A 20,295-nucleotide genomic window follows, 5' to 3' on the forward strand; every position below is an offset into this window, starting at 1 on the left:
CCAGATTGCTCAGGATTTACGTTCACCCCCGCCAAGGCGGGGAATACACACTACGTCAAACCCAGATTGCTCAGGATTTACGTTCACCCCCGCCAAGGCGGGGAATACACACTACGCCAAACCCAGATTGCTCAGGATTTGCGTTCACCCCCGCCAAGGCGGGGAATACATTCCAAGTCGCGTACAGGTTTCCCCGGACTAACGCTTACCCCAAGCAGAATCCATATTAGGCACTCCCGCATCCATGATGCAATGACTATCGCGGAGAAAGGCCAAATACCCTCGCCAGTCGGACTCGAAAAAATTGCCATTAGCCCTACCGTCCGCCCCGGAAAAATCAGTGGCACAAAAAGTGGCACAAAAAATACCGCCCCAAGAAAACAGCAAGCATAAAAAAATCCAGTCACCGTTAAGTGACTGGATTTTTTAGGGTTTTTTGGTCGGGACGGAGTGATTCGAACACTCGACCCCTTGCACCCCATGCAAGTGCGCTACCAGGCTGCGCTACGCCCCGACTGACGCCAACAGCACTGCTGAAAGCGGATCGAACTATACATTAAGCATCTGAAAATGTGAAAGTTTTTTAGATACCAGATCGACTATTTCCTCAGCACCTGAAGAACCTCTTCCAACTCCGAGATCATCTGCCGAATGAGCTGCTTGTACTGAGTGGTGTCGTCGCGCGCTTCGTCGCCGGACATGCGCTGTCTGGCGCCACCGATGGTGAAGCCTTGATCGTACAGCAGCGCACGAATCTGACGAATCATCAGGACATCCTGCCGCTGGTAGTAGCGCCGGTTGCCGCGCCGCTTAACCGGATTGAGCTGAGGGAACTCCTGCTCCCAGTAACGCAGCACGTGAGGCTTGACCGCACAAAGCTCGCTCACCTCACCAATGGTGAAATAGCGCTTGCCGGGGATCGACGGAAGCTCGTCGTTATGACTTGGTTCCAGCATAGGCCTCGACTCTCGCTTTGAGTTTCTGCCCTGGACGGAACGTCACCACGCGACGCGCCGTGATAGGTATCTCCTCACCTGTCTTCGGATTGCGACCCGGCCGCTGACGCTTGTCGCGCAGGTCGAAATTGCCGAACCCGGACAACTTGACCTGCTCGTTATGCTCGAGCGCCTGACGGATCTCCTCGAAAAACAGCTCCACCAACTCCTTGGCCTCGCGCTTATTCAAGCCCAGCTCTTCATATAGACGTTCCGCCATTTCAGCTTTCGTCAGAGCCCCCATACGCTATTTCCTTAACGTGGCGTTGAACCTTTCTTCCAGGGAGGTGAGGATTTTCTGCATCGCACCGTTCACCTCATCGTCGTTTAGAGTGCGCGATGGGTGCTGCCAGGTCAAGCCGACTGCCATACTTTTGCTAAGGGGATCAATACCTTTCCCCTGATAGACATCAAATAGCTTGAGGTCTGTCAGATTCTCGCCCGCAGCATCACGAATGCAACTCAGGATGTCTTCGGCCGCGATCTCCCGCCCGACCAGCACAGCAAGGTCACGCCGGACTTCCGGGAATCGCGACAGCTCCGTGAAGGAAGGCATCCGCCCCTCGGCAATCTCGCTAAGCTTCAACTCGAACATGTAGACCGGCTGATCGATACCCAGAGTGCTTGCCAGCTCAGGATGGAGACTCCCAACGAATCCGACCAATCGGCCGTCGCGCTCGATACGCGCGGTCTGCCCCGGGTGCAGTGCCGGATGTTCTCCCGCAACGAAACGATAGACGCCAGCATTTCCGGCAAAAGCAAGCAGCGCCTCGACATCTGCCTTGATGTCGTAAAAGTCCACCGCCTCGCGCGAGTTCGTCCAACCCTCTGGCTGACGGCTCCCGGTTAGCACGCCAGCCAGCATACTTTCCTGCTCAAGCTCTTGTAACTGACCAACAAAGCGCAACCCTGCCTCGAACAGACGCACACGTGGTTGCTGCCGGTTGAGGTTGTACTGCAGCGCCTTGACCAGCCCTGGCCAAAGCGACGCGCGCATGGCCGCCATATCAGCGGAGATCGGGTTGGCAAGCTGCAACGGCTTCATGTCAGGACTGAACAGCTCGAACAGCTTGGGATCGATGAAGCTGTAAGTGATCGCCTCCTGATATCCGCGGGCGACCAGTAAACGCCGAAGCAAAGGTAGCTCGGCACGAGCCTCGGGCTTTGCCTCAGGTGCAAGCCGGGCCTGCGGATAACGCACGGGCAAGCGGTCATAACCATACAGCCGACCCAGCTCTTCGATCAGATCGACCTCAAGACTGATATCGAAGCGGTGACTCGGAACACAGACCTGCCAGCGACCTTTAGCCTCTTCGATAACCACCAAGTCCAAGGATGTCAGCAGGCGCACCACTTCGGCGCCATTCATTTCCAGCCCCAGCATCTGGTTGATGCGCTCAGCGCGCAAAGTTACTGGAGCGACTTTCGGCAAGTCGTCTTCGCTGACCACCTCAATGATCGGGCCCGCCTCGCCGCCAACGATATCCAGTAACAGACTCGTTGCACGCTCCATTGCCTGACGGGCGAGCTGCGAGTCGACGCCCCGCTCGTAGCGATGGGAAGCATCGGTGTGCAAACCGTAGGAACGAGCTTTGCCGGCCAACGCAATGGTGTCGAAAAAGGCACTTTCGAGGAAGATATTCTGGGTAGCGGTGCTTACGCCGCTGTGCTCTCCACCCATGACACCCGCGATGGCAAGAGCGCGCTGATGGTCTGCAATAACGAGCGTATCCGCACGCAGGGCGATCTCCTGACCGTCAAGCAAGACGAGCTTTTCGCCCTCCTCAGCCATCCGAACCCGGATACCGCCCTTGATCTCGGCAAGGTCGAAGGCATGCAGGGGCTGACCCAGTTCGAGCATTACGTAGTTGGTTACATCGACGATGGCATCAATGCTACGGATATCGGAGCGGCGCAGACGCTCAACCATCCAAAGCGGCGCCGGGCGCGACAGATCAACATTACGGACAACACGCCCGAGATAACGCGGGCATGCCTTGGGAGCCAGGACCTCGACTGGACAGGTGTCGTCATGGTGCAGCGGGGCCACGGCGAATTGCACCGGACTCACCACTGAGTCATAAATGGCGCCAACTTCACGAGCCAAGCCAGCGATGGAGAGGCAATCACCGCGGTTTGGGGTCAAACCGATTTCAATGCTTGCATCGTCAAGACCGAGATACTCACGAACATCGGCACCGACCGGCGCGTCGCCGCTCAGCTCCATCAGGCCGCTATCGTCACTACCCACCTGCAACTCGGTTTCCGAGCAAAGCATGCCGTTGGATTCGACACCGCGGAGCTTGGCCTTCTTGATCTTGAAGTCGCCCGGCAACTGAGCGCCGATCATCGCAAAGGGGATTTTCAGGCCAGGCCGCACATTCGGCGCTCCGCACACAACCTGAAAGGTTTCACTTCCATTGCTGACCTGACAGACCCGAAGCTTGTCGGCATCAGGATGCTGCACAGTTTCGAGGACCTCACCGACAAACACACCGCTGAAGCTGCCAGCAACGGGCGTCACAGCATCAACCTCAAGCCCCACCATGGACAGACGAGCAACCAGCTCCTCGCGGGAAACCTGCGGGTTTACCCAGCTCCGCAGCCATTGTTCACTGAATTTCATGCTGTTCTCCTGGAAACTACAGCGTCATTTCTTAGCGGAACTGCTCAAGAAACCGCAGATCGTTGTCGAAAAAAATACGCAGATCCGTGACCCCGTAGCGCAACATTGCAAGCCGCTCGACACCCATTCCGAAAGCGAAGCCCTGATACCTATCCGGGTCGATTCCAGACATTCGCAACACGTTCGGATGCACCATCCCACAACCCAGAACCTCCAACCAATCCGACTTGGTTTCGCCGTTCTTGGTTATGACCCGCCGAATATCAACCTCGGCCGACGGCTCGGTGAAAGGGAAGAATGAAGGACGGAAACGCACCTCAAGATCAGCCTCAAAGAACTCTCGCAGAAAAGCCTGAATAGTGCCTTTAAGGTCCGCAAAACTGACGCCCTCGTCGATCAACAAGCCTTCGACCTGATGGAACATCGGAGAATGCGTCTGATCAGAGTCGCACCGATATACGCGACCTGGACAGATAATGCGTATCGGCGGCTGCTGCGACTCCATTGTCCGAACCTGTACCGAGGACGTATGCGTACGAAGAACCGTGTTGGCATTGAAATAGAAGGTATCGTGCATTGCCCGTGCGGGATGGTGGCTAGGAATGTTGAGCGCCTCGAAGTTGTGATAGTCGTCCTCAACTTCAGGCCCCTCGGCAACGCTATAGCCAATGCGACTAAAAATTTGTTCCATTCGCTCCAAAGCCCGAGAGATTGGATGCAATCCCCCGCTTGCCTGTCCGCGCCCAGGCAGTGTCACATCGATTCGCTCGGCTGACAATTTGGCATCCAAAGCAGCCTTCTCTAGGTCAGCCTTGCGAGCATTCAGGACATCCTGAACACTGCTCTTGGCGGCATTGATCAGCGCACCAGCCTGCGGCCGCTCCTCAGCAGAAAGCTTCCCCAGGGTTTGCATCAACTGGGTGAGCTCGCCCTTCTTACCCAGATATTGGACGCGCACCTGCTCGAGAGCCGCAATGTCTCCACTTCGTTGCACAGCCTCAAGCGCTTGCGAGACCAGTGCATCCAAATTTTCCATGTACATAACCTCCAGAGGTTCTTGCAGAACCGCGCTGGTATCGTCCCGTAGCGACCGACTGCCAAGCGCCCTTTTGCAAAAGCCCCTTCTCAGATACGAAATAGGGGAAGAGCACAAGGCTCTTCCCCTATTGATGACGTTGCAACGAACCCGAGAGTCCGGATTGTCGGGGCTTAAGCCAGAGAAGCTTTGGCTTTCTCGACAATCGCAGCAAACGCCGCTTTTTCGTTCACTGCCAGATCGGCCAGAACCTTGCGGTCGATCTCGATGGCCGCCTTTTTCAGACCGGCGATCAGACGGCTGTAAGACAGACCGTTAACACGAGCACCAGCATTGATACGAGCGATCCACAGAGCGCGGAACTGACGCTTGCGCTGACGGCGGTCGCGGTAGGCATACTGGCCAGCCTTGATTACCGCCTGCTTGGCGACGCGGAATACACGCGAACGCGCTCCGTAGTAGCCTTTGGCGAGTTTCAGAATTTTCTTGTGACGGCGACGGGCAACGACGCCACGCTTAACACGAGCCATGAGTTATTCCTCTGAGTCTTGACCGGATCAACGAACGCGCAGCATGCGCTCCACTTTTGCAACGTCGGACGGGTGCACTTGCGAGCAACCGCGCAGCTGACGCTTACGCTTGGTGGACATCTTGGTCAGGATGTGGCTCTTGAAAGCGTGCTTGTGCTTGAAGCCGTTAGCAGTCTTCTTGAAGCGCTTCGCAGCACCACTTTTAGTCTTCATCTTTGGCATGTTCGGTACTCCACATTGTGGGTGATTACAAATAACCGCAAGGCCTGCCAGTGCCCTGGGGGTTACTTTTTCTTCTTGGGAGCGATGACCATGATCAGCTGGCGTCCTTCCATCTTCGGATGCTGTTCGACCGAGCCATATTCAGCGAGATCGTTTTCGACCCGCTTCAACAGCTCCATCCCCAGCTCCTGATGGGCCATCTCACGGCCACGGAATCGCAAAGATACCTTGGCCCTGTCCCCGTCACTCAGGAAACGCACCAGGTTGCGTAGCTTGACCTGGTAGTCCCCTTCTTCCGTCCCTGGACGAAATTTTACTTCTTTAACCTGAATCTGCTTCTGGTTTTTCTTCGCCGCAGCAACCTGTTTTTTCTTCTCAAACAGATGCTTGCCGTAATCCATGATCCGACATACCGGAGGATTTGCATCGGCGGAAATTTCAACCAGATCCAGCTTGGCTTCTTCAGCTACTTGCAGCGCTTCATCAATCGAGACGATGCCAATCTGCTCGCCGTCAGCACCAATCAAACGGACCTCACGAGCCGAGATATTCTCGTTGATCGGGGCCTTGGGTGCAGCTCGTTTATCCTGTCTCATTTCACGCTTAATAGTCATTACTCCAATTCTTGGCGACCACGCCGGGAAACCGCCTGTGTCAACATCTGCGCGAACTGCTCGAGGGGCATAGAGCCCAGATCGACGCCTTCACGGGTGCGCACAGCAACGGATCGTGTCTCAACCTCCCGATCCCCGATAACCAAGAGATAAGGAGTCTTGAGCAAAGTATGCTCGCGGATTTTAAAGCCGATCTTTTCGTTTCTCAAGTCGCACTTGGCACGAAACCCGCTTTGGACGAGCGTTTTTTCGACTTCAGCGGCAAAAGCGGCCTGCTTGTCGGTGATATTCATGATCACCGCCTGCGTCGGCGCAAGCCAGGCCGGGAAAGCGCCCTCGTAATGCTCGATCAGAATGCCAATGAAACGCTCGAACGAACCGAGGATGGCTCGATGCAGCATGACCGGGTGCTGCCGATCATTATTCTCGCTGACATACTCTGCGCCCAGCCGCACCGGAAGATTGAAGTCCAGCTGCAGGGTACCGCACTGCCATACACGGCCCAGACAATCGCGCAAGGAGAACTCGATCTTGGGGCCATAAAAAGCCCCCTCGCCCGGCTGCAGGTCGTACGGCAGCCCAGCACTTTCCAGCGCCGCCGCCAGCGCCGCTTCAGCCTTATCCCAAAGCTCATCGGAGCCGACACGCTTCTCGGGACGGGTCGACAGCTTCAGTTCGATATCCGAAAAACCGAAATCGGCATACACCGCTTGCGTCAGCCTGATGAACGCCGCCGACTCAGCCTGCATCTGCTCTTCGGTGCAGAAGATGTGCGCATCGTCCTGAGTAAAGCCTCGCACCCGCATGATGCCGTGCAGAGCACCAGACGGCTCATTACGGTGGCAAGCGCCAAATTCCGCTAGCCGCAGCGGCAGCTCGCGATAGCTCTTCAAGCCCTGATTGTAAACCTGCACATGGCAGGGGCAGTTCATCGGCTTGATCGCGTAATCACGACTTTCCGACTCAGTCGTGAACATGTTTTCGGCGTAGTTCGCCCAATGCCCGGATTTCTCCCAGAGCACGCGATCAACCACCTGCGGCGTCCTAATTTCCAGGTAACCGTTTTCGCGCTGAACCTGCCGCATGTACTGCTCTAGCACCTGATACAGCGTCCAACCATTGGGATGCCAGAACACCATCCCAGGCGCCTCTTCCTGGGTATGAAACAGATCCAGACGCTTGCCGATCTTGCGGTGGTCGCGCTTTTCAGCTTCCTCGATACGCTGGATATAAGCAGCCAGCTGCTTCTTGTCGGCCCAAGCCGTACCGTAGATGCGCTGGAGCTGCTCATTCTTCGCATCTCCACGCCAGTAGGCACCAGACAGCTTGGTGAGCTTGAAAGACTTCAGAAAGCGTGTATTCGGCACGTGCGGACCACGGCACATGTCGACGTACTCTTCGTGGTAATACAAGCCCATCGCCTGTTCGTCGGGCATATCTTCGACCAGACGAAGCTTGTAATCCTCGCCGCGCGAGGCAAATACATCTATCACCTCCGCTCGCGGCGTCACCTTCTTGATGACGTCGTAGTCGCGATCGATCAGCTCTTTCATACGCTGCTCGATGGCAGCAACGTCATCGGGAGTGAAAGGACGTTCGTAGGCGATATCGTAGTAGAAGCCCTCATCAATGACCGGCCCAATGACCATGCGGGCGGTCGGGTAGAGCTGCTTCACAGCATGCCCGATAAGGTGCGCACAGGAGTGGCGAATGATCTCCAGCCCTTCCTCATCCTTCGGCGTGATGATCTGCAGCGCTGCATCTTTTTCAATCAGATCACAAGCATCGACCAGCTTACCGTCGACCTTACCGGCAACGGTCGCCTTGGCGAGACCAGCACCAATGGACTGAGCCACTTCGGCCACAGTAACCGGATGATCGAACGAACGCTTACTGCCATCGGGAAGAGTAATGGTGGGCATGGCGCCTCCTCTCCTAGTGGTGACCCGTACCAAAGGCCACATGGGTTGGGATGAGCCAGTAAAGCGATTCAGCGAGCACACCTGCCGCACAATGGCAGGAGCCTGAGGCTCACCCGACCGAACCGAAGTCACTGGAGGAAAATAAGACTGGCGATGCTTTCAGAAACCCCGACCTCTGACAAGCAAGCCAAAAAAAAGGGTCGCGCAAGCGACCCTTTTATTCGAATTGGTAGGCACAATTGGATTCGAACCAACGACCCCCACCATGTCAAGGTGGTGCTCTAACCAACTGAGCTATGTGCCTTCGATGGGGGCGCATTCTAAAGCCAAGAAAAAAAGAGTCAAGCGGTTTTTTCTTCTAACTCACTGATATCTGGAAATTTTGAAAATTCCTGCTTGCAATGTTGCGACGCTGGCGAGCTACAGGGTCAAGCGCTAGGATGCGTAAAAAATTCAGAACAGAGAATCCAAGATGCCGCACAACAATTATCCCGCTTCCTACTACGCAGCGACGGCCAACGCGACAGGTGTTCGACAAGAACTTCAGGAAAACAAGCAGGCCGACGTGTGCGTGATCGGCGCCGGATACACAGGCCTGTCGACGGCCCTGTTTCTTCTTGAAAAGGGTTTCAGCGTAATCATATTGGAAGCAGCCAGGGTCGGCTTCGGCGCCTCTGGGCGCAATGGCGGGCAGATCGTCAACAGCTACAGCCGAGACCTTGACAGCATCGAGCGCAGCGCGAGCGCCTCGGCAGCGAAGCTGATCGGGGATATGGCATTCGAAGGCGGACGAATTATCCGTGAACGTGTAGCACGCTATGGCATTCAGTGCGACCTGAAAGACGGCGGCGTATTTGCCGCCTTCAATCAGAAGCAGATGCACCACCTCGAAGCACAGAAGGCCTTGTGGGAAAGATATGGCTACCCGCACCTCGAGCTACTGGATAAACAAGGCATACAGCGAGTGGTCGCTAGCGAGAGCTATGCCGGAGGTATGCTCGACAAGCAAGGCGGCCATATCCACCCTCTCAATCTGGCACTCGGAGAAGCAGAAGCTGTTGAATCACTGGGAGGCAGCATCTTCGAGCAATCCCCCGCGCTTCGCATCGAATATGGCGACGCACCGCTGGTGCACACTCCAAAGGGGGCCGTGCGCGCAAGATTCGTCGTGGTAGCAGGCAACGCCTATCTTGGCAATTTGATTCCCGAGCTCGCTGCCAAATCCATGCCTTGCGGCACACAAGTGGTCGCGACGGAGCCACTTGATGATGAACTCGCGAACAGCCTTCTGCCTCAGGACTATTGCGTAGAAGACTGCAATTATCTGCTTGATTACTACCGGCTCTCAGCGGATAAACGGCTCATCTACGGGGGCGGCGTAGTGTATGGCGCACGTGATCCCGCCGACATCGAATCGATCATACGGCCCAAGATGCTGAAGACCTTTCCGCAGCTGGAAAAAGTGAAGATCGACTTTGCCTGGACAGGCAATTTCCTGCTGACGCTTTCACGGCTGCCCCAGGTGGGACGGCTGGGCAGCAACATCTACTACTCGCAGGGCTGTAGCGGCCATGGCGTCACCTATACACATGTTGCTGGAAAGGTGATCGCCGAGGCCCTGAGCGGCCAGGCAGAGCGCTTTGATGCGCTCGCCAGCCTGCCTCACTACCCTTTCCCTGGAGGACAGCGTTTTCAGGTACCGCTCAGCGCTCTCGGAGCGATGTACTACAACCTGCGCGACAGGCTTGGCTTCTGACCGAAATCACTTGGACACGCATGGCGGGCTCGGCAAGCATTGCGCCGCCCGCTTGCCCTCCAGGGCCGGCAGCGGCGCCCTGAGCCGATCATCATCCGGATCCATTTGCACGGCACAGGCCTGTGCTTGGCGAGCACCCAGGTCACAACCCTTCTCAGCCATTACCTGCGATAGATTGAACCAGCCAATGGCGAAGCCCGGGTCGAGACGAACACTGAGCCGTAACGATTCCTCAGCCGCAGCCGTTTCTCCAGCCGCATACTGACTGTTCGCCAAAGCAAACTGCGTGAGCGCTGAGTTCCAGCGCTTCGCGCCGGCTTCGTACGCCACCCGAGCCGCGCGCAATTGCCCAACCTCTTCCAGATCGCTGGCACTGCGCAGCCAGACAGTTTCTTGCGCAGTTTGTGGTATCCGCTGTGGCTGCAAAGTAAGCACGGCCCAGCGCTCCGCCTTGCGCCACGAGCGCTCGAACTCGTGAAAACTCACCACCAAACGCTTGGTAGTACCAGACCTAAGCACAATTTTCTGACCTGCAAGGTCATAGCCCACCACCACGGCAAAATGCCACTGGGGCCAACGATCGAAAGCGAGGTTCTGTAGAACCAGAACCGGGTTGCCCGCCGCGACTTCGGCAAGAAGATCACTGAGACTAGGCTGCAGCGGATATACAAGAAGCCCAGCAGAACGGGCGGCAGCAACCATCTCCACCTGCAAGCTGCCTTTGCGCTTGGGAATGTAGACCTGCTCTACAAGCGCTTCCGGCGTTACTTCGATGTCACGCTGGACGAGCATGGTTGCCAATGCAGCGGGTCCGCATTGGTAGTCTTCCTGCGGGTAGAACGGAACGTCCACCAACTCGGCTCTTGTCGGGAGCTGAGCATGATCGACAAGCGTAACCGTCGTTCGCGCACAGCCCCCGAGCAGACCGATCAGGAGCAGTATGAGTAGCCGCTGGCTCAACGATTGATGCAGTTGACGAAGTTGAAGATGTTAGTGGCGCAGAGCATATCCGTGATGATGAAGATCACCAGGAACAGCACGATCACGCCGACAACGCCTGCCCCTGCGGGGGCCTGATCAAGTTGCTGATTGAACTGGGCCAGTTCCGCTGCCGTCAGGCCGTTGATGCGCTTTTCAACCTGATCACGTTCGACGCCCATCGCTTCCAGCTTCTTTTGCACATCCTGATCATCCAGCATCGTCAGCAACTGTTGCCGATCGACCTGCTGCTGATGTTCAGCAACAACCTCAGGCGTGCCGATCATCGCAGCTTGTGCCAGCGGAACTTGAGCTACCAGAAGCAAGTGCAGAGCAGCTAGCACCGTAGCGACACGCTTGAGTAGGGGGGAATTGAACATAGCGGAACTCCTTATTTTTCTTGCAGCCAGGGGGATTGCAAAGCGCCATCAGCCATTAAGACGAGCCAACGCCGCTTCGGTTCCCATCCACAGCTGCTTTTTCCAACTGGCATGGAGGCCTATCGGCATGCCCGTATCTTTGATAGTAGTTGCGCTCCGACAAACCAGACGAAAAAGGAGACGCTGTGCAGCGCATCAAACGAGCCCTACCAATTGCCATAGCCTCGGCCGCATTTGTACTGACAGGCTGTCAAACGACTTCTACAGCACCGTCAAACAGCAGCCCGACTGAGTCAGTCGGACGGTGCAACGCCGATGCCGTGGCAAGCTTGACCGGCCAAACCGTCACGCCAGAAATACTTGAACGAGCAAGGGAGCAATCCGGGGCAATCACCGCGCGGGTCCTGCGGCCAGACGATATCGTCACGCTGGAATACAACTCGCAGAGACTGAATATCTATACCGACAAGGATATGACCATAGAGCGCATCGGCTGCGGCTAATACCGCATGCGCGATACCGCTCAGCAAGCATGGCTTGCTGAGCGGTATCTGCGTCGGTGCATGACAGGGCCGCGCTAGTGGGCAACAGCCTTGCGCATATGGAACTGAGATGCCGAAATCTGCTTGGGCGGGGTGAGCAAGAAGTACAGTTTGTAGCGATTGATCACGACTTGCGCCAACAACGGAGCCGCCGTACCGATCAGCGTTCCGATAACCAGATGCGCTGTGATTGAATCAATACCGAGGAATTTGCTGAGTATTACCCGCACCCCGCTACCGGCCAGAATATGCATCAGGTAGATCGTCATCGACGAAACGCCGATGAACAGAAACCAATCCACGCGAAACTGACCTAGCCACATCGACAACGCGATCATGAAGAAGATGGATATGGTTGCAAGCGCGAGTACCGCCATGCCCCCATCGGCATAGTTCAGACCGAAGGTCACATGAAACAGGTACTGCCCCAGGATGAACAGCGCACCAAAAAATAGTGTCAGCTGGGTATAACGCGCAAGGAAGAACGTCTTGACCTCGTTGAACCAGACGCCCAATGCAAAGAAGACGGTATTGCCCAGGATAAAGCGGGTCATGTTGTTTACCGTCAGATCCTGCTGGAAGACATACAGCAAGCCAAACAGGACCACGAATGGCAGGAAATAGCGCCGATCTGCTCGCGCATAAAGAAACGCACAAACCACGAACACCAGAAACAGAGCGTACAGGAACCAGAACTGCGCTCGCGGCATCCAGAGCAACGAGAACACCTCAACCAAGTTGACCTGACCGTTCGTGTAATTCGACAGGACGACTTCGAACAGACCTTGTAGTAAAGACCAGACAATAAAGGGATAGACGATTGTGTCGACCTTGTTGATGATCAACCCGCCCCGGCCCCGCTTCTGCAACGAATCGAAGAAGAATAAACCCGACAGGAAGAAGAACAGCGGCATGTGAAAGCTGTAAATGATGCTGTCGACCAGCACGAATCGCGCCTCATCCATCGGCAACCCGGCATTGAATACGCCTCGCGCGACATGCCCGTAGACAACAAGAATGATTCCGATCGCCTTGGCATAATCAACCCAAACGTTTCTCTCCTGCATTTGATTGTTCTCCTTGTATCAGCCAATGAGCAGGCGGCACCCGCTTCCAGAGAAAGTGGATGGAGGAGATAGACAACAGGATTTTTCATTGGTTTAGCTGAAGCACTCCTGGGTCGCCGAAGCGCGACACAGATTCCAATAACCCGAGCGCCTGGCCTCCACACCTCCCGTGCGCACGCTGCCCGACCGCCAGCCCGAGCGCTATATGCAATCTTTTCTGGAGCGATGATATGCCCGACCCGCTACTGCCTTCCTGCTCCATCCTGCTTCTGGCGGGTGGCCGTGGGCAACGCATGGGAGGAAAGGACAAAGGACTGGTCGAATGGCAGGGACGCCCATTGATTGCATGGTTGCATGAGACCGTTCGGCCATTGACAGACGACCTCCTGCTGTCCTGCAACCGCAATCGAGCCCGCTACTCGGCCTATGCCGATCGATTGATTAGCGATGAAGAGCAGGGATTCCCCGGCCCCCTTGCAGGAATACGCAGCGGTCTTGCAGCTGCTCGCAACGCCTGGATGCTCGTACTGCCGTGCGACACCCCGTTGATTGATCGCCCCTTGCTGCAGTCGCTCTACCAGACCGCGCTCGAAGAGCCAGACAGGCCAGTCATGCTGAGCTGCGAAGGCCAGTGGGAGCCCCTGTTCAGCATAATTCCCACCGGCCGACAGGCCGTAGTTGACGCTTGCTGGCAATCTGGAGAACGCAGCCCTTTGCGTGCACTTCTTCATCTTGGCGCCCGTGCGCTTGAGGTACACCGGGGCGACCCCCGCCTCGCCAACCTGAATACACCGGAGCTGCTCAAGATCACTGGCTCGAGGGGAACTTCGTCCTAGCGGGTTTCGTCCCATGGGTATCGAACCCGCAGAAGGAACAGCGTCATGCAACCACGCCTCATCCCCGCCCTGCTACTCGCGCTGGGCTTTACCGTCCTTGCCGGCTGCGCGAACCCCAGCGTGATCACGCTCAACGATGGTCGTGAAATTCAAACTCTGGACCATCCCGATTTCGATGACGAGTCGGGCTTCTACGAATATGAGCAAATCGATGGCAAGCCAGGCAAAGTGAACAAGGATCAGGTTCGCACCGTACGAGAACTCTGAGCCAGGTCGACCTTCGCACAAGATAGATCCTAGGTTATCTGCCGCGAAGGTCGGTTGTTCCGCCAGCAGTTCGCAAAAGGCTGGCTGCGCCCTAAAAAAATCCCTCCTAACACCTTGTGCAACAAAACTTTTTCTGTAGAATGCGCGCCATCTTCGGAGCGTAGCGCAGCTTGGTAGCGCGTCTCGTTCGGGACGAGAAGGTCGCTGGTTCGAATCCAGTCGCTCCGACCATATCCCGCTGTTCAGCTAGCTGCTTAGCTGAACAAAAAACCGGCAAACATGCCGGTTTTTTTATGCCTGTAATTTTTTCAACATCACGTCGAACCCTGAAGAAAACTCACCACCTGCTCTGCCTCGAACGGCCAGTTCAATTCGGAACCGGTATCGACGCGACGAAGCACCGGGATTCGCAAACCATAATCCTCGACCCAATCAGGGCGCTCAGCGATATCGATCAACTCGACCAGCAGCCCATATTCGACCAAAGGCATGAGCACTTCCTCGGCCTGCTCGCATAGATGGCAGCCCAAGGTCCCGAACAGTTGGCATTCCGGTAACATCTGACGTTCTCGCAATGTTATGTGCTCGAATTCTAGCAAGCGTTATTCGGCGCGCCATTGATAAATGACTTCGGTCGGCAGACGCGCCAGCAACAAAAATGTGAATTCAACCTCACTCATCAGGCGATTATGCGATGGCCATTCGACTCTGCCCGAGCAAAACGCTAGGATGCTGCCACCCGCTGCGACGCAGATTGCCCGGCACACCCTTTAGTCTTTAACCGCCAGGCCGTTGTCTTGTGCCACTTTACGGGTCGTACACGAATATCGCGCACATGCACGATATGCCCGCGACCGTCTAGCACGTTGACTTGCGGGACTTGGCGACTAAAGTCTAAAGGTTGAAAAACCTCTGTAATGTTTTATTGCATGGCGCCGTAAAGAGCGACTTCAGAGCATCATCCAACGAGGAGAAATAAGAAATGCTCAAGACCCCCATCGCCCGGGGCGTGGCCCTCGCCACTCTGGGAGCAACACTGGCTATCCCAACAATGGCCCAAGCCGCCTTCATCGAAGACACCAAGGCTGGTCTGGAACTGCGTAACTTCTATTTCAACCGTGATTTCCGCGAGAATCTCAATACTGAGAACAGCAAAGCGGAAGCATGGGCTCAGGGCTTTCTGCTTCGTGTCGAATCCGGCTATACCGAAGGTACCGTAGGCTTCGGTGTTGACGCTCTCGGCCTAGTGGGAGTCAAGCTCGACTCTGGCGGCGGACGTACTGGCACTGGCCTGCTGCCGTTAGACTCCGGTAAGCCAGCAGATGACTATTCTTCGCTCGGCTTGGCCGCTAAGGCCAAAGTATCCGAGACCGTCCTGAAGGTCGGTACCTTGCAGCCGAAGAACATGGCAATCTCGTCGAGCGACTCTCGTCTGTTGCCGCAAACATTCCAAGGCGCACAGATCGTTTCCAAAGAGATCCAGGGCCTGACGCTGGATGGCGGCTATCTGAACCGCGCCAACCATCGCGACTCTTCCAACAACGAAGCACTGGCTTACGGCGGCAAGGCTGCGGCTGTAGGCGAAACCGGTATCGACGCCAGCGATGTGGATGATTTCATCTTCGCAGGTGGTAGCTACAAGCTGACCGACGATCTCACCGCTTCTTACTATTACAGTAATCTGGAAGAGGTCTACAAGCAGCACTCGACCAACCTGGTGCATGTACTTCCGCTGGGCGACAAGCAATCTCTCAAGACCGATTTGCGCTATGCTCGCTCTTCTGAAGACGGCTCCTCGAACGTCGATAACCGCGCATTGGGCGCGATGCTCACCTACTCACTTAGCGGCCACAGCTTTGGCCTTGGCTATCAGAAGATGAGCGGCGACACTGGCTTTGCATATGTCGGCGAATTTACAGATCCGTATCTCGTCAACTATGTCCAGATCAATGATTTCGCTATCGCTGACATGAAATCTTGGCAGGCACGTTACGATTTCAACTTCGCGTCTGTAGGCATTCCTGGCCTTACCTTCATGACTCGCTATGTAACCGGCGACAACGTCGAGCGTGGCGCAGGTCAGTCCGAAGGCAAGATCTGGGAACGCGACATGGACATCGGCTACACCTTCCAGGAAGGTGCGCTGAAGAACCTGAACGTGAAATGGCGTAACGCAACTGCCCGGGGCAATATTGCTCGCGGCAACAACGTTGACGAAAACCGCCTGATCGTTAGCTACACCATCCCGCTGATGTAAATAGCGGCTACTGCACTCGTTGCTGTAGACAGGAAAACCCGCTTCGGCGGGTTTTCTTTTTTTCCCTTGCCGTTATTGCCAGAACCACGCGATTGAAGCTGTCTACACGGCTCAACGAAGCGGGGAACCTTTAACGAGGCGCAATGCTCGAAACTTGAGGCAACGGGGCCTTTTGCCCCGAAGAATCAAGAGGAGCTGCGCATGTCTACCGAGTCCACTTTCGGCACCAGCGATAACACCCCAATTCCTGAAGGTCCCGCTGGGAGCACCCGCCCCCTGATCGATACATCCGCCCATCGCCGCAACCTGCAAGCTGCGCAGAACGCACTGATTGAAGAGTTTCATACTCTGATCGGCGACACTGAGCGTCTGCTCAAGCACACTCAGGAAACCGCAGGCGGCCAAACCGAAGAGCTGCGCAGCAAGATCAACGCAAACATTGCCAAGGCTCGTGAAATGCTCAAGGAGCGGGAAGGCTCGATGCGCGAGCAGGGTCAGGCTGCCATCCAGTGCACCGAGGAATATGTACACACCCATCCCTGGCAATCGATCGGCATCGCTGCCGGCGTCGGCTTTCTGCTCGGTCTGATTTCACGCCGCTGATGGGAGAGCCAGCAATGGAAGCGAAGCCCGGCACCGAAGCCCCCAAGCCATCGCTGAAGAAGCTGGGCGGCGCATTCGTCGGCCTGCTTCAAGGACATCTCGAACTGGCTGGCATCGAGGTTCAGGAGGAGAAAGCCCGTACCTTTCGGCTATTTCTACTGGCCGGGATCAGCCTGATTCTCGGCTTATTGATTCTGGTAGGGCTTTCCGCAGCGATCGTTATCGCCTTTTGGGAGACTCACCCCATCGCGGCGATTCTCACGCTATGCGCGATCTATGCGGTCGTGATGATCATCTGCGTGAGCCGGGCCGCTTCGCTCGCCAAACAATGTGCCGCACCGTTCCAGGCCACGCTTGAAGAACTGGAGCGCAACCGGGAGCGATTACTGCCATGAGCCAACCGTTGAGCACATCGAATGATCTGAGCATGCGCAAGGATCTGGTGCGACTGCGCATGGAAATGCACCGTCAACAGATGCTCTATCACGCGCAGCCCCTTTCACATCCACTGCAGCAGATGAAGAGCTTCGTAAGTTCGCGTCGATCATCAAGCGAACACAGTTCCGGCAAGGGACCGATGATGATCGCCGCGACAGTCGTACTCGCGCTGTTCGGACGCAGGATGGGGAAAATGGGAAAGCTGGCTCGCGTGGCGCTGACGCTGTATCCGCTAATCAAGGGTCAGCAAAAGCTGCGGGAAAAGCTGCACTAGCCCAGCCGCCTACCCTGGCTGAACAACACTGTACCCGCGGCCAACCGCGGGTAGGTTGCCACGCCTCTGAACTGGTTATCCTTCTAATGCGCCAGCACCGATCAGCGATTCGGCAGTTGTGGTAGCTTTGCACCAGCCCGCTAATGGCAATACGGAGATGGTCCTTGGACTGGCACACACTGCTTACCCGCGAACGACTCGGCAAATCCGCCCACAGTAGCGACGAGTTGGGCCGCAGCCCTTTTCACAAGGATCATGACCGCATCATTTTTTCCGGTGCATTTCGCCGGCTCGGGCGCAAGACTCAGGTTCATCCGGTATCTAGCAACGATCACATCCATACCCGCCTTACGCACTCCCTTGAGGTGAGTTGTGTTGGCCGCTCGCTCGGCATGCGTGTCGGTGAAGTGTTGCGCGATGACCTACCCGAATGGTGCAGCCCAGCCGACCTCGGGATGATCGTCCAGTCAGCCTGCCTGGCCCACGACATCGGCAACCCGCCCTTCGGCCATTCCGGCGAGGACGCCATTCGCTGCTGGTTCCAGCAAGCCGCCGGGCGCGGATGGCTCGACGATATGAGCGACGCGCAACGCGCGGACTTTCTCAACTTCGAAGGCAACGCACAGGGATTTCGAGTGCTTACGCAACTCGAATACCACCAGTTCGACGGTGGAACGCGACTGACCTACGCCACCCTCGGCACGTATCTCAAGTACCCCTGGACTTCACGCCATGCAGAGGCGCTGGGGTACAAGAAGCACAAATTCGGGTGCTATCAGAATGAGCAGCCACTGCTCGAGCAGATCGCACAGAAGCTGAACCTACCCAACGTCGCTGAGCAACGCTGGGCTCGCCATCCTCTGGTTTATCTCATGGAGGCAGCAGACGACATCTGTTACGGCCTGATCGACCTGGAAGATGGCCTCGAGATGGAGCTGCTGGAATATTCGGAAGTCGAAGCGCTGTTACTGGCTCTGGTGGGCGATGACATTCCGGAAACCTATCGTCAGCTGGGCCCGCGGGATTCAAGGCGGCGCAAACTGGCCATTCTGCGCGGCAAGGCGATCGAACACCTGACCAATGCGGCCGCTGGTGCCTTCGTCGAGCAGCAGAGCAACCTGCTTCGTGGCGAGTTGCACGGTGACCTGGTCGAGCATATGCATGGTCCGGCCAAAGAGTGCGTATTGCAGGCAAAGGCGATGGCGCGGGAGAAGATTTTTCAGGACAAGCGCAAAACCCTGCACGAGATTGGCGCCTACACCACGCTGGAAATACTGCTCAATGCATTTTGCGGCGCAGCACTGGAACAACATCGCGGCGGCACCCCCTCGTTCAAGAATCAGCGGATCCTCGACCTGCTCGGACGCAGCGCGCCCTCGCCCGAGCTACCGCTCTATCAGTCGTTCCTGCGCATGATCGACTTCATCGCAGGCATGACCGATAGCTACGCCACGGAGATGGCCGGCGAGATGACCGGCCGCTCCAGCCCGGTTTGACCCACATGAAGCGCCTGCTGCGGCAAAGCATCCACTGGCACCCTGTGCACCCCGCCTGGGGCGCTGCCATGGTGGCCGGCTTTGGTTGCGCCTTGCCGTTGCTGCTGGGGCTGTTCAGCGGCCATCCCGGCTTCCTCTGGGCAACGGTCGGCGCCTTTCAGGCGGCCAAAGCCAACCCACTTCATCGCTTCGGCATGCTGCGCATGCTGTTACTCATCGCGCTGGGCGCCGGGAGTGCCGGACTGGGCTTCTGGTCGGCGACTCATCCATTGATCAGTCTCGGCCTTTTCGCCTTCTACGGCCTGCTGCTGGCCTGGTTACAGCGCTACGGCAGCGAAGCGGGAAAGCTCGGTATCGGTTTGGCGATCTGCCTCTGCCTCGGCCAAGGGCAGCACGGCATTGGCGATTTCAACAACCCGTACGCCATAGCCTTTCTTTTCGCGCTCGGGGGACTCTGGGTTACCTTGCTCGCCTTCGGCCTGCGGGGGATGCATGGGCTGCGCATGTGGCCATATATGCCGCGGCTTATGAGCATCCTGCGGGTGCTGCGCAGGCACGCTCGCCGAACGCCGATCCGGCAATGGCGTGTGCACGCCCTGACCTACATCCTGGCCGGAGCATTGGGTGGGGTGATCGTGAATATGGCTGAACTGCCAAGAGGCTACTGGTTGACGCTGGCGGTGTTCACCACGCTGCAGATGGATCTGGAGCGGAGTCTGGTGCGGGCGCTACAGGCCAGCCTGGGAATATTGGCGGCTGCGGCCATACTGATCTACATTGGCCACGGCCTGGCCGACCCGCCACTGATGGTGATGATCCTGCTGCCGCTTATCGTGCTGGGCAGAGCGTTTCAGGCGAATCACTATGGGCTATTCGTCCTGCAGACCACGCTGCTGTTCCTGCTGCTGGCAGAGACGCTGGCCCAGGACTGGAACCTGCCGCAGATACGGCTCATCAATGCTGCCATTGGTGTAGGTGTGGCGCTATTCATCGCAACACTGATGCACGTATTGCAGATGCTGCTGGCCAGGCGTTCGCGCAGGAAGGCCCAGCGGGCAGCATCGCAGCGATCAGACGAAGAGACTACTTCTCAGCCCTGATCGGGTTTTCCGGATACCACACGTCCATCAGCGGGCTGACACTGTACTCAGCCAGCTCGCCGCGGCCTTTCAACCAGGCGTCGACCTTTGCACGCTGCTCTTCGCTGACCGAGCCACGGCGGCCAAGGCAGACAAAACCGTAGTCTTCACCACCGATATAGCCGAGTGCATTGGCTTCCATCGCTTCGCTGATAAAAGCTTCGAGGAAGTCGTCCACAGCCTTGCTTTCGATACCTTCGCGGTAGGTGAGATTGACCTCGAAGCCGAGCTCCTGGAACTCATCGACACAGAGTTTCTTACGCAGGCGACGCGAACGATTGGTAGCCATTTGGGGGCGATCCTTTTTCTACTTGATG

The 20,295-nt window shown here is 56.7% G+C and carries 23 protein-coding genes and 3 tRNA genes; 11 read left to right on the forward strand and 15 right to left on the reverse strand.

Annotated features, from left to right (window positions below; all coding sequences use genetic code 11):
• Positions 1-437 precede the first annotated feature (437 nt).
• The 10 genes from RT582_RS07415 to RT582_RS07460 form a co-directional block, all read right to left on the reverse strand.
• Positions 438-514 (reverse strand) — tRNA-Pro (locus RT582_RS07415).
• Positions 515-599: 85 nt separating this feature from the next.
• Positions 600-956: a MerR family transcriptional regulator gene (locus RT582_RS07420; RefSeq protein WP_003298372.1), complete on the reverse strand. Its 357-nt coding sequence runs from the start codon at positions 954-956 to the stop codon at positions 600-602.
• Entirely contained in the window at positions 937-1,239 is a 303-nt protein-coding gene (ihfA, locus tag RT582_RS07425; protein ID WP_003282572.1) for an integration host factor subunit alpha, read from the reverse strand. The genes RT582_RS07420 and ihfA overlap by 20 nt, the downstream gene beginning before the upstream one ends.
• Positions 1,240-1,242: 3 nt before the next feature.
• Positions 1,243-3,621: a phenylalanine--tRNA ligase subunit beta gene (pheT, locus tag RT582_RS07430; protein ID WP_313477042.1), complete on the reverse strand. Its 2,379-nt coding sequence runs from the start codon at positions 3,619-3,621 to the stop codon at positions 1,243-1,245.
• Positions 3,622-3,652: 31 nt separating this feature from the next.
• Complete coding sequence (gene pheS / locus RT582_RS07435) at positions 3,653-4,657, reverse strand: phenylalanine--tRNA ligase subunit alpha (protein ID WP_058064614.1); 1,005 nt, start codon at positions 4,655-4,657, stop codon at positions 3,653-3,655.
• 173 nt (positions 4,658-4,830) lie between these two features.
• The gene (gene rplT / locus RT582_RS07440) at positions 4,831-5,187 is read right to left on the reverse strand and encodes a 50S ribosomal protein L20 (RefSeq protein WP_003282569.1); all 357 of its coding nucleotides are present in this window, start codon (positions 5,185-5,187) and stop codon (positions 4,831-4,833) included.
• A 27-nt stretch (positions 5,188-5,214) separates the two neighbouring features.
• Positions 5,215-5,409 (reverse strand): 50S ribosomal protein L35, encoded by a 195-nt coding sequence (gene rpmI / locus RT582_RS07445; RefSeq protein WP_003289526.1) that lies wholly within the window; start codon positions 5,407-5,409, stop codon positions 5,215-5,217.
• 62 nt (positions 5,410-5,471) lie between these two features.
• Entirely contained in the window at positions 5,472-6,023 is a 552-nt protein-coding gene (infC, locus tag RT582_RS07450; RefSeq protein WP_172602761.1) for a translation initiation factor IF-3, read from the reverse strand.
• On the reverse strand, positions 6,023-7,945 hold the full coding sequence (thrS, locus tag RT582_RS07455) for a threonine--tRNA ligase (RefSeq protein WP_313477043.1): 1,923 nt from the start codon (positions 7,943-7,945) through the stop codon (positions 6,023-6,025). Before thrS ends, infC begins: the two co-directional genes overlap by 1 nt.
• A gap of 227 nt (positions 7,946-8,172) precedes the next feature.
• A tRNA-Val gene (locus RT582_RS07460) sits at positions 8,173-8,249 on the reverse strand.
• Between the two features lie 168 nt (positions 8,250-8,417).
• Between RT582_RS07460 and RT582_RS07465 the strand changes: the two genes are divergently transcribed.
• On the forward strand, positions 8,418-9,701 hold the full coding sequence (locus tag RT582_RS07465; protein ID WP_313477044.1) for an NAD(P)/FAD-dependent oxidoreductase: 1,284 nt from the start codon (positions 8,418-8,420) through the stop codon (positions 9,699-9,701).
• Between the two features lie 6 nt (positions 9,702-9,707).
• Here the strand turns inward: RT582_RS07465 and RT582_RS07470 are convergent, their stop codons facing one another.
• Together RT582_RS07470 and RT582_RS07475 are read right to left on the reverse strand one after the other, a co-directional pair.
• The gene (locus RT582_RS07470; protein ID WP_312168146.1) at positions 9,708-10,661 is read right to left on the reverse strand and encodes a PA2778 family cysteine peptidase; all 954 of its coding nucleotides are present in this window, start codon (positions 10,659-10,661) and stop codon (positions 9,708-9,710) included.
• Positions 10,658-11,059: a PA2779 family protein gene (locus RT582_RS07475; RefSeq protein WP_003298355.1), complete on the reverse strand. Its 402-nt coding sequence runs from the start codon at positions 11,057-11,059 to the stop codon at positions 10,658-10,660. Before RT582_RS07475 ends, RT582_RS07470 begins: the two co-directional genes overlap by 4 nt.
• Positions 11,060-11,244: 185 nt before the next feature.
• Here RT582_RS07475 and RT582_RS07480 point away from each other — a divergent pair, with 185 nt between their 5' ends.
• A complete protein-coding gene (locus tag RT582_RS07480; protein WP_185743965.1) occupies positions 11,245-11,562 on the forward strand; it encodes an I78 family peptidase inhibitor in 318 nt (105 codons plus the stop codon).
• A gap of 74 nt (positions 11,563-11,636) precedes the next feature.
• Here the strand turns inward: RT582_RS07480 and RT582_RS07485 are convergent, their stop codons facing one another.
• A complete protein-coding gene (locus tag RT582_RS07485; protein WP_313477045.1) occupies positions 11,637-12,668 on the reverse strand; it encodes an acyltransferase family protein in 1,032 nt (343 codons plus the stop codon).
• Between the two features lie 230 nt (positions 12,669-12,898).
• Here RT582_RS07485 and mobA point away from each other — a divergent pair, with 230 nt between their 5' ends.
• The 3 genes from mobA to RT582_RS07500 all read left to right on the forward strand — a co-directional run bounded on the left by mobA (position 12,899) and on the right by RT582_RS07500 (position 14,002).
• Positions 12,899-13,504 (forward strand): molybdenum cofactor guanylyltransferase MobA, encoded by a 606-nt coding sequence (gene mobA / locus RT582_RS07490; RefSeq protein WP_313239633.1) that lies wholly within the window; start codon positions 12,899-12,901, stop codon positions 13,502-13,504.
• A 45-nt stretch (positions 13,505-13,549) separates the two neighbouring features.
• Entirely contained in the window at positions 13,550-13,771 is a 222-nt protein-coding gene (locus tag RT582_RS07495; RefSeq protein WP_313477046.1) for a YgdI/YgdR family lipoprotein, read from the forward strand.
• Positions 13,772-13,925: 154 nt separating this feature from the next.
• Positions 13,926-14,002, forward strand: a tRNA-Pro gene (locus tag RT582_RS07500).
• Between the two features lie 83 nt (positions 14,003-14,085).
• Here the strand turns inward: RT582_RS07500 and RT582_RS07505 are convergent.
• Positions 14,086-14,331 (reverse strand): glutaredoxin family protein, encoded by a 246-nt coding sequence (locus RT582_RS07505; protein ID WP_104097365.1) that lies wholly within the window; start codon positions 14,329-14,331, stop codon positions 14,086-14,088.
• 422 nt (positions 14,332-14,753) lie between these two features.
• Between RT582_RS07505 and RT582_RS07510 the strand changes: the two genes are divergently transcribed.
• The 6 genes from RT582_RS07510 (at position 14,754) to RT582_RS07535 (ending at position 19,939) form a co-directional block, all read left to right on the forward strand.
• Complete coding sequence (locus tag RT582_RS07510; RefSeq protein ID WP_090523278.1) at positions 14,754-16,028, forward strand: OprD family porin; 1,275 nt, start codon at positions 14,754-14,756, stop codon at positions 16,026-16,028.
• A gap of 201 nt (positions 16,029-16,229) precedes the next feature.
• Positions 16,230-16,631 (forward strand): DUF883 family protein, encoded by a 402-nt coding sequence (locus RT582_RS07515; protein WP_003298345.1) that lies wholly within the window; start codon positions 16,230-16,232, stop codon positions 16,629-16,631.
• A gap of 14 nt (positions 16,632-16,645) precedes the next feature.
• Positions 16,646-17,026 (forward strand): phage holin family protein, encoded by a 381-nt coding sequence (locus tag RT582_RS07520; RefSeq protein WP_278444505.1) that lies wholly within the window; start codon positions 16,646-16,648, stop codon positions 17,024-17,026.
• On the forward strand, positions 17,023-17,343 hold the full coding sequence (locus RT582_RS07525; protein WP_278444507.1) for a hypothetical protein: 321 nt from the start codon (positions 17,023-17,025) through the stop codon (positions 17,341-17,343). The genes RT582_RS07520 and RT582_RS07525 overlap by 4 nt, the downstream gene beginning before the upstream one ends.
• A 164-nt stretch (positions 17,344-17,507) precedes the next feature.
• Complete coding sequence (locus tag RT582_RS07530) at positions 17,508-18,839, forward strand: deoxyguanosinetriphosphate triphosphohydrolase (RefSeq protein WP_278414124.1); 1,332 nt, start codon at positions 17,508-17,510, stop codon at positions 18,837-18,839.
• A 5-nt stretch (positions 18,840-18,844) separates the two neighbouring features.
• Entirely contained in the window at positions 18,845-19,939 is a 1,095-nt protein-coding gene (locus RT582_RS07535; protein ID WP_313477047.1) for an FUSC family protein, read from the forward strand.
• On the opposite strand, the gene RT582_RS07540 is transcribed toward RT582_RS07535, so the two are convergent.
• Positions 19,923-20,267 (reverse strand): YggL family protein, encoded by a 345-nt coding sequence (locus tag RT582_RS07540; RefSeq protein ID WP_313477048.1) that lies wholly within the window; start codon positions 20,265-20,267, stop codon positions 19,923-19,925. The genes RT582_RS07535 and RT582_RS07540 overlap by 17 nt on opposite strands.
• Positions 20,268-20,295 lie beyond the last annotated feature (28 nt).

Origin of the sequence: Stutzerimonas kunmingensis, assembly GCF_032106285.1 — a bacterium.
In the GTDB taxonomy this organism is placed as follows: domain Bacteria; phylum Pseudomonadota; class Gammaproteobacteria; order Pseudomonadales; family Pseudomonadaceae; genus Stutzerimonas; species Stutzerimonas kunmingensis_B.